At 41.9% G+C, this 14,249-nt stretch carries 11 protein-coding genes; 8 read left to right on the forward strand and 3 right to left on the reverse strand.

Translation table 11 applies throughout. The annotated features are described in order from the left end of the window. Window positions 1-44: 44 nt before the first annotated feature. Both gltX and DS737_RS01220 read right to left on the reverse strand, forming a co-directional pair. The gene (gene gltX, locus DS737_RS01215; protein ID WP_113996581.1) at window positions 45-1,553 is read right to left on the reverse strand and encodes a glutamate--tRNA ligase; all 1,509 of its coding nucleotides are present in this window, start codon (window positions 1,551-1,553) and stop codon (window positions 45-47) included. A gap of 105 nt (window positions 1,554-1,658) precedes the next feature. Then, the gene (locus DS737_RS01220) at window positions 1,659-1,961 is read right to left on the reverse strand and encodes a hypothetical protein (RefSeq protein ID WP_017395591.1); all 303 of its coding nucleotides are present in this window, start codon (window positions 1,959-1,961) and stop codon (window positions 1,659-1,661) included. 398 nt (window positions 1,962-2,359) lie between these two features. On the opposite strand from DS737_RS01220, the gene DS737_RS01225 reads away from it, so the two are divergent. The 8 genes from DS737_RS01225 (at window position 2,360) to DS737_RS01260 (ending at window position 11,581) form a co-directional block, all read left to right on the forward strand. Beyond that, window positions 2,360-3,352, forward strand: a complete 993-nt coding sequence (locus tag DS737_RS01225) for a sulfate ABC transporter substrate-binding protein (RefSeq protein WP_005087046.1) — start codon at window positions 2,360-2,362, stop codon at window positions 3,350-3,352. A 200-nt stretch (window positions 3,353-3,552) separates the two neighbouring features. Next, complete coding sequence (gene rsmH, locus DS737_RS01230; RefSeq protein ID WP_005087045.1) at window positions 3,553-4,476, forward strand: 16S rRNA (cytosine(1402)-N(4))-methyltransferase RsmH; 924 nt, start codon at window positions 3,553-3,555, stop codon at window positions 4,474-4,476. Continuing rightward, window positions 4,476-4,814 (forward strand): cell division protein FtsL, encoded by a 339-nt coding sequence (gene ftsL, locus DS737_RS01235; protein WP_004641340.1) that lies wholly within the window; start codon window positions 4,476-4,478, stop codon window positions 4,812-4,814. The genes rsmH and ftsL overlap by 1 nt, the downstream gene beginning before the upstream one ends. A 10-nt stretch (window positions 4,815-4,824) precedes the next feature. Further along, the gene (gene ftsI / locus DS737_RS01240) at window positions 4,825-6,654 is read left to right on the forward strand and encodes a penicillin-binding protein PBP3 (protein WP_004641338.1); all 1,830 of its coding nucleotides are present in this window, start codon (window positions 4,825-4,827) and stop codon (window positions 6,652-6,654) included. A 7-nt stretch (window positions 6,655-6,661) separates the two neighbouring features. Next, window positions 6,662-8,161, forward strand: a complete 1,500-nt coding sequence (locus DS737_RS01245) for a UDP-N-acetylmuramoyl-L-alanyl-D-glutamate--2,6-diaminopimelate ligase (RefSeq protein ID WP_113996582.1) — start codon at window positions 6,662-6,664, stop codon at window positions 8,159-8,161. A 22-nt stretch (window positions 8,162-8,183) separates the two neighbouring features. After that, window positions 8,184-9,581: a UDP-N-acetylmuramoyl-tripeptide--D-alanyl-D-alanine ligase gene (locus tag DS737_RS01250; protein WP_113996583.1), complete on the forward strand. Its 1,398-nt coding sequence runs from the start codon at window positions 8,184-8,186 to the stop codon at window positions 9,579-9,581. Continuing rightward, entirely contained in the window at window positions 9,582-10,700 is a 1,119-nt protein-coding gene (gene mraY / locus DS737_RS01255; RefSeq protein WP_005087040.1) for a phospho-N-acetylmuramoyl-pentapeptide-transferase, read from the forward strand. Between the two features lie 62 nt (window positions 10,701-10,762). Beyond that, on the forward strand, window positions 10,763-11,581 hold the full coding sequence (locus DS737_RS01260; RefSeq protein WP_113996584.1) for a putative RNA methyltransferase: 819 nt from the start codon (window positions 10,763-10,765) through the stop codon (window positions 11,579-11,581). Window positions 11,582-11,609: 28 nt separating this feature from the next. On the opposite strand, the gene ponA is transcribed toward DS737_RS01260, so the two are convergent. Continuing rightward, window positions 11,610-14,201: a penicillin-binding protein PBP1a gene (ponA, locus tag DS737_RS01265; protein WP_113996585.1), complete on the reverse strand. Its 2,592-nt coding sequence runs from the start codon at window positions 14,199-14,201 to the stop codon at window positions 11,610-11,612. Window positions 14,202-14,249: the final 48 nt, after the last annotated feature.

Here is a 14,249-nt window from a genome sequence, read left to right on the forward strand (position 1 = left end):
CAATATTAGGGGGATTACCCTCACACGTCAATGATTAAATTGAATTAATTCTCACTAGTTGCATCATTTTTCGGCAATTTTAGCGATTCATTTAACTTTTCCCAAACTTTCAATTCTTTCTTGCTTGGAGAGCCTACAATTTCCAAGGCATGACGTAAGCGTGCAAAGGTTAAATCTGGTCCAAGTGTAACCATTGCCTGCATCACAGGAGTAGAGCTGGTTGAACCCGCAATTGCAATAAAGAATGCTGGCATGAAATCACGCAGTTTAATCTCCATTTGATTTGCCAAGTCCATTAAGGTTTGACTCACTGTATCGTTATTCCACGTAAACTGACTTTCTAAACGCCAAATCGCAAACTGTAAACTTTGGCGAACTTGCTCTTCAGTTAATTTCTTACTTTCAAATTGCTCTTTACTAATTTGTGGCATGTGATTGAAGTAAAAACCTGCCCAATTCACAGCTTCAGAAAGTAAGTTGATACGAGGCTGAATAGCGGCAGCAATATCTTCAAGGGTTTGGCGATCACTTTTCCACGACAATAGACGATCTAGGAGTTTTCCAGGTGTTAGGCCCTTAATCCACTGACCATTGAGCCAGTTAAGCTTTTCAACATCAAAGATTGGTCCACCCAATGAAACACGCTGTACATCGAAGTTCTCGATCATGTCTTGCAGCGTAAATACTTCACGTTCATCTGGCATTGACCATCCCATACGACCGAGATAGTTGAGGAGGGCTTCAGGTAAGACACCAATGTCACGATAGTAATTGATAGAAGTCGGATTTTTACGCTTAGAGAGTTTTGATTTGTCAGGGTTGCGCAACAGTGGCATGTGACAAAGCGTTGGCATATCCCAACCAAAGTATTGATACAGTAATTGATGCTTAGGGGCTGATGGTAACCATTCTTCACCACGTAATACATGTGTAATTTGCATTAAATGATCATCAACGACGTTGGCAAGATGATAAGTTGGTAGTCCATCAGTCTTTAACAATACTTGCATGTCTACTTGTGCCCATGGAATCTCAACTTCACCACGTAACATATCATTGATTTTGCAGATACCGTCTTCTGGCACTTTCATACGAATAACGTGTGGTTCACCTGCGGCTAAACGTTGCTGTACTTCTTCTTGTGTGAGTTTAAGGCCACGACCATCATATTTAGGCGTTTCGCCACGAGCTTGTTGTTCCGCACGCATTTGATCGAGTTCTTCTGCAGTTGCGAAACAATAGAAAGCATGACCTTTTTCGACCAATTCAAGCGCATATTGTTTATAAATTCCCATCCGCTCTGATTGGCGATAAGGTGCATGTGGACCACCTACATCAGGACCTTCAGACCAGTTCAGACCTAACCAACGTAATGAGTCTAAAATCATTTTTTCAGATTCAGGAGTTGAACGCAGTTGATCTGTATCTTCGATACGTAAAATAAATTCACCGCCGTGCTGTTTCGCAAAACATAAATTAAATAATGCAATATAAGCAGTACCTACATGTGGGAAACCTGTAGGAGAGGGAGCAATACGGGTACGAACTTTCATAGGTAATCAGGACGTTAAATTAGAATTGAAGCTATTATAACGAAAAAGCCTAGTCACAACATGACTAGGCTCATTTAAACATGTGAAGGGTTACATATTTAAAAACTAAGAGCTATGTGGTTGGAATATCGTCTGTACAAAACGTGAAAAGCGTTCATGTTGGCTGGCAAAAAATGTTTGAGTCGGCGTCGTACGAATCGTATTCAACATTTTTAACTCATCATCTGTAGACGGTAGCATAACGTTATTACGCTTTTGCTGGTCAAGGGCTTTCACAATCGGTGAAGTGGTTTTTTCCATGGTTTTTATGTTGTTATTTTCTTTAATAGCAGCAGCATGTCCAATTTGTACAGAACATACTAAAAATAAACTAAGGCATAATGTTTTTTTCATTTCTAATGCTCGCATTGCTAACATCCCCTTCATTAATTGAGCCTAAAAGACTAACTAAGCAAATATAGTATTGCTTTAATAATACGATTCAAACATAAATCTTAATAAAAAAGTAGAACTACGTCACACTTTTTACAAAAATAATAAAATTTATAGCTATTAATACCCTCTATTAATAACAGTTTGGCTACTTTGTATACAAGCTAAATTTAGCAAGCAAATGTGTAGAAAACATGGAGAGTTGTCAATATGTATTTGGGATGAAACAGCTTCATATCATTGATTTGGATCTAAAGCATTTTTTCTATATCAAAAAATAAGAAAAACAATGATTATTTATTTATAAAGTATTGATTATATTAATTTTTATATATGTGTATATTGAGCAAAACACAAACTAATGAGTAAGATGAATGAAAAAAATAATCGCGGTAGCATTTGTTGCTTTTGGTATAAATAGTCTGGTTCATGCAGCAACAACTTTTTTAAATGTTTCTTATGACCCCACGCGTGAGTTTTATCAAGAATATAATCAAGCATTTGGTCAATATTGGAAAAATAGAACTGGACAGGATATTGATTTTAAACAGTCTCATGGGGGCTCTGGCAAGCAAGCAAGAGCCGTAATCGATGGTTTACAAGCTGATGTTGTTACATTGGCGTTGGCAAATGATATTGATGAAATTGCTAATGCAGGCTTAATTCGAAAAGATTGGCAGAAACAATTTAGAGATAACTCCGCGCCTTATACCTCGACCGTAGTTTTTTTAGTGCGTAAAGGCAATCCTAAAAATATTCGTGATTGGAATGACTTAACCAAAGATGGGGTGGAAATTATTACGCCCAATCCAAAAACGGGAGGAGCGCCCCGTTGGATTTATTTATCTGCTTGGGGGTATGCCTTGAAACAACCAGCAGGCAATGACGCTAAAGCTCGTGAACTGGTCAAAAAGATATATCACAATGTAAAAGTTTTGGATTCAGGCGCACGTGGATCATTAACCACCTTTGCAGAGCGTGGAATTGGTGATGTTCTTTTGTCATGGGAAAATGAAGCGCTGTTAGCAACTCAGGGTTTGGGTAAGGATAAATTTGAAATCATCTATCCTTCGATCTCCATTTTAGCTGAACCCTCAGTTGCGATTGTCGATAAAACAGTAGATAAAAATGGCAATCGCCAGCTTGCTCGAGGGTATTTAAATTTTCTGTACTCTCCTCAAGGGCAGCAACTTGCGGCAAAACATTATTTTCGACCAAGGAATCCTCAGGTTGCTGCCAAATATGCAGCACAATTTCCGAAAGTCAAATTATTCAGCATTCATGATGTATTTGGTGGATGGGAAAAAGCACAAAAAACACACTTTGTGAATGGTGCGATTTTTGACCAAATTTATTCACAAAAATAATAGACTGATTCGTTGAATCATCATTCTAGTCCTTCGAAAAGCAAATCTTTAGCGAGATTTGCTTTTTTATTGATTGGAAAAAGTCGAGAAAACGGTTTTGCCTATGAAAAGTTAAGAATTCTCTACAAAAAGTCGTTTGGTGCTGGCTTAAAACAAGGTGATAATGTGCAGTTACATTTTTAGCTGTTGATTTATCTCTTATGTCGCATATTTCTGTCTTACTTCACGAAACGGTTGATGGCGTATTGGCAGGTCGCGACACGGGTGTTTATGTCGATGCAACCTTTGGTCGTGGTGGTCATACCAAGTTGTTGCTTTCCAAGCTTGATCCAAATGCGCGTGTTTATGCCTTTGATAAAGATCCACAAGCACTTGAGGTTGCAGCTCAGTTAGAACAAGAAGATTCTCGTTTTAAAATCATCCATGCTAGTTTTGCTGACATTCAAGCTGAGTTAGCCAAGATTGGTATTGTTGAAGTTGACGGGATTATGGCGGATCTTGGGGTATCTTCCCCTCAGCTTGACCAAGCAGAGCGTGGTTTTAGCTTTATGCAAGATGGTCCTCTTGATATGCGTATGGATAACTCTCAAGGTTTGACTGCCGCAGAGTGGTTACTCGAAATTGAAGAAGAAAAATTAGCCAATATTATTTACCAATATGGTGAAGAGCGTTATAGCCGACGTATTGCCAAGGCGATTAAGTTGGCCGGTGAAATTACAACTACAGCTCAACTCGCTGAGATTGTTAAAGTGGCTCACCCTAAATGGGAGAAGCATAAACATCCTGCAACGCGCACTTTCCAAGCGATTCGTATCGCAATTAACAAAGAACTAGATGATATTGAGATATTTTTGCCGCAAGCTGTAGAATTATTAAAACCAACAGGGCAATTGGCAGTGATTAGCTTCCATTCTTTGGAAGATCGTTTGATCAAACAATTTATTCAAAAAGAGTCAACTTTGGCTGAAGATCATGGTTGGGGAATGCCTCAAGCGCAAATTGATACCCGCCGTTTAAAGAAAGTCTCTCGTATTCGTGCGAGTGAAGCAGAAGTAAAAGCAAATCCTCGCTCACGCAGTGCATGGTTGCGCGTGGCAGAACGTTTAGAGAAAAAAGGCAAATAATGGACAACAAAAATGATGACGAGGTAATAACAAGCAGCAAAACTGGACTTAAAAAAGTCGTTGTTTATGCTGTACTCGTTGCACTGGTGTTCACAAGTGCATTGATGGTGGTATTTCAAGTGTTTGAATACCGACATGACTATCGTGACTTGAGTGCGCAAATGAGAGAAAGAGATGACTTGAATGCAGAGTGGGGACGTTTGCTGATTGAACAGCAAACTTTTGGCGCAACTGCACAAATCGGCTCTCGTGCTGTGACTCAGCTCCGTATGTTTTCACCACCTGCATCCCAAACGGTTGTGATTTCTTTACCAACGACTTCAAAGCAAGATAAATAAGGCACGCTGTATGGTAGACAAGCGAAATAAACCAACACGAAAAAAACAGCAATCCATTTCTGCTAAACCGACACTGGCTTTGGATATGTGGCGGTTTTATTTGCTTTGGGGAACGGTATTACTTTGTTTTATCGTGATTGTTGCACGTGCTTTCTATGTACAGGTTATTAATAAGGACTTTCTTCAGAATAAGGCCAATGCCAATATTTTGCGTACTGAACGTTTAGAGGCGATGCGCGGTGTGATCAGTGATCGACATGGCGTTCCTTTGGCGATTAGTACACCGATCATGAAAATTGTGATTGACCCAAGAGATTATTGGGATGCCAAGACCCAATTTGATGAGATTACTGCTGAACTGAAAAAGGATCCGAATAATCGTCGATTAAGACGCCAATTACCCAATAAAAATCTGAATTTAGATGAGTTGGCTGACGTTGTCGGTATGGATCGTAAAACGCTGAAAAAACACATGACGGATCGAGCTCGATCTCGTTATTTAGTCTTACAGCGTGAAGTACCACCACAGCAAGCAGATTTGATTCTTCAACATAATTTTCAGGGTGTTTATACGGAGAAAAGTTATAAGCGCTATTACCCTCAACCGCAACCGAATGCCCAGATTATTGGCTTGACCAATAGTGAAGGTCGGGGGATTGAAGGTTTAGAAATGCAGTTGAATACTCGACTTGCTGGTGTGGATGGCGAACAAAAAATTATTCGTGATAAAAAGGGCAATCGCTTAAAAGTTTCAGAAGTGATTAAAGAAGTCGAATCTGGTGAAAATATTACCCTTAGTATCGATTCGCGTTTGCAATACATCATGTATCGGGAGCTGACTGCGGCGGGCGTGGCAAATAATGCACGTTCTGCCACTGCGATTGCGGTGGATGTCAAAACGGGTGAGATTTTGGCGATGACCAGTTGGCCTTCTTACAACCCAAATGACAAAGGTGGTTTGAGCAATAAAGATGCCATGCGTAACCGCGGTGCAATTGATATGTTTGAACCAGGCTCAACCATGAAGCCGTTTACCGTTGCTGCGGCATTGGAAAGTGGTCAATACACCCCGAACTCGATTGTGAATACCGCTCCGGGCACAATGCGTTTAGGTTGGCATACTATTCGTGATACACATAACTATGGCGCATTGACGCTGACGGGAATCATTGTCAAGTCATCAAATGTTGGATCTGCCAAGTTGGCATTATCTTTACCGAAGGAGGCATTGCCTTCTTTCTTCCGTCGAGCTGGGTTTGGTCAACGCTCAGATGTAAAATTCCCCGGTGAAAGTGCAGGCTTACTCTATTCTGCCGATAAATTAAACTCATCACAATTAGGTACGATGGCCTATGGTTATGGTTTGAATGCGACGATCTTACAGCTTGCACAAGGTTATGCCATGTTGGCAAACCATGGCGTGGAAATGCCTTTGAGTCTTCATAAGCTCGATCAGGTGCCTGAAGGGCGACAGGTGCTCGACCCTAAGATTGCAGATCAAGTCTTGATGATGTTGGAACAAGTGACCTTACCTGGTGGGACGGCTAAACAAGCTGTTATTCCGGGTTATCGCGTCGGCGGTAAAACAGGAACAGCACACAAACTTCGTGCTGACCGAAAAGGTTATTCGAACAGTGAATATCGTGCCTTGTTTGCAGGTGTTGCACCTGTAAGTGATCCTCGTTTGGCAATGATTGTTGTCGTCGAGAATCCACAAGGTCGTTATTATGGTGGTTTAGTTGCAGCGCCTGTATTTGCCAAGATCATGCAAGAGTCATTACGTTTGCTAAATGTACCATTAGATAAACCATTAGATACTTCTATAAAAACCAATCCGTAGGTAAATTATGTCGATTAGTTTTCAACAGATACATCCGATCAGCATAGATGCGGTTTGGTATACACAACCTTTTCAAGGCTTTAGTTTAGATAGTCGTAAGGTTCAGAAGGGGCAAATTTTTATTGCCCTGAACAGTTATAGCCAACCTGAAAAAACACGCCAGTTTGCTCAAAATGCTTTGGATGCTGGAGCACTCGCCGTAATCAGTGAAGCGACATTGGGGGTGACAAACGAGTGGGTTTGTCCTGATGTTCGCTATCAAATGGGAGAGTGGCAAAAGCAATATTTACAGGCAGTTGATCCTGTACAGCCTATATGCGGTGTTGCAGTCACAGGTACTAATGGAAAAACCACGATTTCACGCCTGATTGCTGAGTTGATTAGCTCGCAAGGTAAAGGTTGTGCGGTGATGGGCACCACGGGCAATGGTATTTTACCCAATTTAACACCATCTACCCATACCACCTTAGATGCTTTGCAACTTCAACATGCTTTGCATGATTATGCAAAACAAGGTGCAAGATTTGTGGCATTGGAAGCAAGCTCACATGGATTGGAGCAAGGTCGTCTGAATGGCTGCGATTTGGAAATAGCGGTTTACAGTAATTTAAGTCGTGACCATTTGGATTATCACGGTACATTAGAAGCGTATGCTGAAGCAAAAGCGCGGCTTTTCAAATTTACGACCTTAAAAGCAGTGGTGATTAATCTGGATGATGCATATGCCCAACTCATGTTAGATGCGGCTAAAGCCAATCCATCTCAACCGAAAATTCTGACGTACTCCTTAACCCAAGCAGCGGCTGATTATCATATCGATGCTTTAGAGTATCGTTTGAGCGGCGCGAATTTTAGGCTGTTGGCACCAACAGGTTCATATGCAGTTCACAGTCCATTGCTTGGGCATTTTAATGTTGAAAATTTATTGGCAAGTTTAATTGCTGCTGAGTGTGCAGGATTCGACTTGGCGGATTTAGTTGAATTTGTGCCACAACTTCAAGGCGCGCCGGGTCGTATGCAAGTGATTCAAGATTCAAATCGCCTGTTCGTGGTGGACTATGCACATACGCCAGATGCTTTAATTCAAGTGCTAACAACTTTGAAGCGACATGTTACAGGTCAACTGTGGGTGGTATTTGGTTGCGGTGGTGATCGTGATCGTGGCAAGCGTCCGTTGATGACGCAAGCAGCACTTGATCATGCTAATCCCGTTATTTTGACTTCGGATAATCCTAGAACTGAGGATCCAGCACAGATTTTTGCTGACATGAAACAAGGGATGAATTTTACTGAGCATCTCATGCATGAAATTCATGATCGTAGAGAAGCAATTAAATTTGTCGTTGCTCAAGCTCAAGCGGGTGATATTGTGGTGATTGCAGGGAAAGGGCATGAAAACTATCAGGAGATTGATGGCGTGCGTCATTGGTTTGATGATGTGGTTGAGGTGCAGTCTGCGATAGCAGCCCAACCACATTCCTTAGATTCTGCTTATTCTGCACAATAGCGTTAAAAGGTAAATAAAAACCATGCATACCTCAACAACCAGTACTGTTCCATTAGAAGCGTGGACAGCAGAACAATTACAACAAGCGACTCAAGGGGAATGGTTTCGGCAGAATCTTCCGAAGAGTGAAATTAAGCGTATTTTAACGGATTCACGTCATGCGGAAATGGGCGATGCATTTCTGGCTTTAAAGGGCGAGCGTTTTGACGCACATGATTTTGTTTCGCAAGTTGCCGCTCAAGGATGTCAAATTGCGATTGTAGAGCGCCCAATAGATTCAGATATTGCACAGTTGATTGTCAAAGATACTCGATTGGCTTTAGGTCATTTAGGGACTTATCGTCGTCAGCAAAATCAACAGTTAAAGGTTATTGCTTTAACAGGAAGCAGTGGGAAAACCACCACTAAGGAAATGTTAGGCAGCATATTATCTCGTTTAGCACCGACTTTAATCACACGTGGCAACCTGAATAATGATCTGGGTGTGCCGATGATGTTGCTTGAGCTTCGCCCAGAGCACCAATTTGCGGTAATGGAATTGGGTGCGAATCACCAAGGTGAGATAGATTATACGTCTAATTTAGTCCAGCCACATGTTGCAGGGATTTTGAATATTGGAACTGCTCATTTGGGTGAGTTTGGTGGGCGTGATGGAATTTGTCGTGCTAAGTCCGAAATTTATGCACATATCCTACCTGAAGGGACTGCCATTGTTCCTTCAGATGATGATTTCACCACTACTATCCGTCAAAATGCAGGCAATCATCCAATCCTGAGTTTTGGTGAGGGTGGTGATGTGTACGCAACGGAGATTCAGCTGAATCCCCAGTCTGCACAATTTAACCTCCATACACCAGAAGGTTCGAGAACAGTCAATCTGCCATTTGCAGGTGCACATAATGTGCAGAATGCGACGGCAGCAACTGCCTTTGCATTAGCGATAGGTATACCTTTAGATGATATTGTTCAAGGTTTAGAGCAAGCCCAAGGGGCCAAGGGCCGTTTGAACTTTATTCAACATCAAAATTATCTGTTCATTGATGATACTTATAATGCGAATCCTACCTCAATGCGCGCAGCAGCAAAGGTCTTGCTACAACAGCAGGGTTTAAAAGTCATGGTGATGGGGGATATTGGGGAATTAGGCGATAGTAGTTGGCAGGAACATCATGATTTGGGTCGTGATTTGATTGAGTTGCCCTTAGATCATTTGGTGGTGGTTGGTGAATTTGCTGAAGCAGCACAACAAGGTTCTAGATGTGCAGAAAATTTACATGCATTTGCAACACAAGCAGACGCTCTACCGTTTTTAATTAATTTAGTCCAAACACATCAACCCCAGTCAATGAGTTTCCTCTTTAAAGGGTCTCGTTATACCCATATGGAAACGTTGATGGCTGATTTGATGGAGAAACTTTAAATGTTGCTATGGTTATTTGAACAATTGGCGGGGTATAACAGCTCGTTCCAAGTTGTTCGTTATTTAACACTACGTTCTTTATTGAGTGTATTGACCGCGTTGATGATCGGGTTGTTCCTTGGGCCGATGATGATTCGTAAATTACAAGCATTAAAATATGGTCAAGCGGTCAGCTCTTTTGCTCCAGAAAACCATGCTAAAAAAATGGGGACACCTACGATGGGGGGGATTTTAATCTTACTCTCCATCGGGATCAGTACCTTGTTGTGGGCTGATCTATCTAACCCTTATGTTTGGATCGTGTTAGGGGTGATGGTGGTGTTCGGTGCAGTCGGTTGGGCAGATGACTGGATCAAAATTCGCTATAAAGACAATGCTGGTTTACCTGCTCGAAAAAAATTCTTTTGGACTTCACTTGCTGCACTTGGGGCGGGTGTTGCGCTTTATGTGATTGCAAAACAACAAGATAGTCCTGTGCATACGGCAAACATGTTGGACTTGTTGATACCATTCTTTAAAAATCTTTCGATTCCACTTTCTGCAATTCCACTCGGTTTAGCATTTATTGCTTTTACTTACTTGGTGATCAATGGTGCTTCGAATGCGGTTAATTTAACTGATGGTTTAGATGGTTTGGCGATTATGCCGATTGTCATGGTTGCTGCTGGTTTAGGTGTATTTGCTTATTTGTCTGGTGATGTTCGCTTTGCAACTTATCTGCATATTCCTTACATCAAATATACCTCTGAATTGGTGGTGATCTGTTCAGCAATGGTGGGTGCTGGTTTAGCTTTCCTTTGGTACAATGCCCACCCTGCGCAGATTTTCATGGGTGATGTTGGCGCTTTAGCATTGGGTGCAATGTTAGGTACGATTGCGGTGATGGTGCGTCAGGAAATCGTATTTGCGATTATGGGTGGTGTTTTCGTCATGGAAGCAATTTCTGTTTTCTTGCAGATTGGTTCATTGCGTATGCGAAATAAGCGTGTGTTCTTAATGGCACCCTTGCACCATCACTATGAAAAGCAGGGATGGAAAGAAACACAGGTGGTCATTCGATTCTGGATTATTACGATTTTCTTGGTCGTTTTAGGTTTAATGACCTTAAAATTACGTTAAGCCACGATTCAAAGAAAGAAGCTGGTGAAAATGCCAGCTTTTTTTATGTTTGGAGAAAATGAATGAGTTTATTGATGTGCCCTGTGTGTCGCCAAGCTCTACACTTGGCAGAAAATGCATGGCGATGTGAGAATGGTCATAGTTATGATGTGGCAAAACAAGGCTATGTCAATTTACATGTGGTGCAGCATAAGCACAGTAAGACACCTGGAGATACACCTGAATCGGTATTGGCGCGTCGAGAATTTTTACAGGCAGGATTTTATCAACCTTTACAACAGACGGTGGTTGCATTGTTACAGCAACTACAACCTAAATCAGTCTTAGATATCGGTTGTGGTGAGGGGTATTATACGAGCGCAATGCAAGGGTGCACAGATCAATGTGTTGGGGTAGACATTGCCAAAACAGCGATACAGCGTGCAGCCAAGCTCAATGCGAACGTCACTTGGGTTGTCGGTACAGGAGCAACTTTGCCTGTACAAGACCGAACTATTGATGTGTGTACCAGCTTGTTTAGCCCAATTCCTCAAAGTGAAATTGTTCGCGTATTAAGGGAGAAAGCTTATCTGATCGTAGTGACACCTGCACCAAGACATTTATATGAGTTGCGTGAAGCTTTGTTCGAGCAAGTAACTTTGCATGAGCCTCAGAAATTTGTGGAACAGTTAGCTGCGCAGTTCAAGCTGGTTCAATCACAATGCGTCGAAGCACCAATGTTGCTTGATCAATATGCATTAAAAAACTTAATTGCAATGACGCCTTATGCTTATAAAGCCAATCCTGAGCGACGTATGAAGCTAGAACAAGTACAGCAATTTTCGGTCATTGCTGCTTTTCAGATTTATGTATTTGAAAAAAACCAACAGCCACCAAATTGATGACTGTTGGTTCTGTTAAAACTTGAAACTATTGAATTTGATTAATTAAATTCTCGATACCATCACGCTCTCTTTGTTGTGGTGGGTTCTGGGTGGTAGAGCCCATGTTTGGAGGCTGTCTGCGCGCAGGGGTGATCGTCTGTTCAGTATTGGATGTCGTTTCAGATAAATCTGAAAAATCACTTTGAGCTGAAGTGGTGGGCGCTGGCGGCGCAGGGCGATAAAGTGGACGAGCCAAAGGTGGAGATGCTCGGTATTCTTTACGATCCTGATTTTGCTGAACTTGCATTTGATCATGTGAGATCGGGTCTTTGGCATCTTTGTCCAATTTTACCCATGCAGACGGTGTGTCTTTTAAAGCATTTGCCATAAAGTTCGTCCAAATTGGCAATGCAGCGACTCCACCATATTCTCGGCGGCCCAGTGTTCGTGGTTGGTCGAATCCAACCCAAGCAACCGCGACAAGATTTCCATTGAAACCAGCGAACCATGCATCTTTGGCATCGTTCGTTGTACCTGTTTTACCCCCTAAATCATCACGACCGATTCGAAGTGCAGCCCGACCAGTACCATGCTGAATAACATCACGTAATATGTTAGCCATATCATAGGCAGAGCTGGATTTTAGGATGCGTTGTGCTTGACGATAGTCACTGTTGGTTTTGACCATTTGTTCAGTTTGAGTTGTATTTTCCATTACTTCAGAAGCGGCATTGTCTTGCTCTAGGCTTTGATTGGTGATTTCAGTAACATTACTTTGCTGTTCATCTGTTGGCGCTATAGCTTGGGCATCTGATGAATTCTTGTTGATACATGGAATACATGCATATTCAGGTTTGGCTGTATAGATCACTTTGCCAGTGACATCTTCGATACGTTGGATAAAATGCGGTTGAACACGATAGCCACCATTGGCAAAAGTTGCATACCCTGTTGCCATTTGTACAGGCAGTACCTGTGGCGTTCCTAAGGCAATGGTATAGTTACGTGGAATTTGATCTTCTTGTAAGCCAAAGTCCATGAATAACTGACGTGTACGCTCGATTCCAACATTTTGTAATAAACGTACTGAAACTGTATTTCGAGAAAGATATAGAGCACGTCGTAGCGGGATCATACCGAGATAGCGGCCGTCAGAGTTTCTTGGTGACCATCTACCAATGGTAATTGGACTATCATTGACCATGCTATATGGCGTCATGCCGCGTTCTAATGCAAGGGCATAGACGAACGGCTTGATGGTTGAACCTGGTTGACGCCAGCCTTGGATGGCACGGTTAAATTTTGAATGATAAAAGTTATAGCCCCCTACAACAGCTTCTATTGCGCCGTCATTCGGATTTAGAGCAATCAATTGGCCTTGAACCCGCGGAATTTGGGTTAATGCCCAAGCTGTTTTATCGTTATTTGGACGTAAACGAACAATATCTTTAACCTTAACAATTTGTGAGGCATTCGAAGGTGCTCCGCCTACGCTATTCACATTGCGGTATGGGCGAACCCATGACATGCCCGACCAATTTACAGTAACCGTTGAGCCGTCTTGTAATAAGGCTTCAAAGGAATTGTTATTGACTTTGGTCACTTGAGCCGGAAATGTATTGGCAAAAGCCATAAATTGATTCAATGGTTGATCGTGAGCTTCAGCACCACGCCACCCATGACGTCGATCATAAGCTTCTAAACCATCTTGGAGAGCTTGTTCTGCATAGCGTTGGCGTTTACTGTCAATGGTTGTATAAACTTTATAGCCAGAATCTGTTGCTTGTTCACCAAAGTGTTTGACTAATTCAGCACGGACCATTTCGCCCACATACGGAAATACATTGCTCACTGAGCGATCAACCATATTTAAGTTAATCGGCTCTGCGACGGCTTTTTGGTATTGATTTTGATTAATATAGCCGAGTTGTAACATGCGCCCAAGAATCCAATTGCGGCGCTCCAGTGCGCGTTGTGGATTGGCAACAGGGTTATAGCGAGATGGGGCTTTAGGTAAGCCTGCGATCATCGCCATTTCGGCAATACTTAGATCATCAATCTCTTTGTTGTAATAAATTCGTGCTGCTGCTGCGATTCCGTAGGCGTTTTTACCTAAAAAGATTTTGTTTACATACGAACTGAGAATTTCTTGTTTACTTAGATTTTGTTCAATTTTTCTGGCAAGAAAGACTTCTGTTAGTTTGCGTCGTAGTGTTCGTTCTGGACTTAAATAATAATTTTTTGCAACCTGCATGGTGATCGTTGAGCCGCCCGTTTGCACATCAGATCCAGTAATTGACTCGGTTATCGCTCGCCCGAGACCTTTAAAACTGATACCACTATGCTCAAAAAAGGAAGAATCTTCTGCAGCCAGAAACGCATGGATAAAGGTGGGTGGAATTTGCTCGTATTCAACAGGAATGGAAAGGTTACCGCCATATTCAGCAATAAGTTGATTATCTGCTGTATAGACCTGCAATGGTTTTATAAGTGGCGCCTTTTTTAATGAGCTCATATCTGGCAGAGATGGTGCCAGATAGAGATACATGCCATAGAATCCCATTGGAAGTGAGACTAAGATAATAATAAGGATCAAAAAAAATGGGCGAACAATACCAGAACTGGATAGCTTTTTCATAATAAGTAAGTTTTAATAAGAGCGAATGGCAAACTAATTGTGGTCAGT

Origin of the sequence: Acinetobacter haemolyticus (genome assembly GCF_003323815.1) — a bacterium.
GTDB lineage: Bacteria > Pseudomonadota > Gammaproteobacteria > Pseudomonadales > Moraxellaceae > Acinetobacter > Acinetobacter haemolyticus.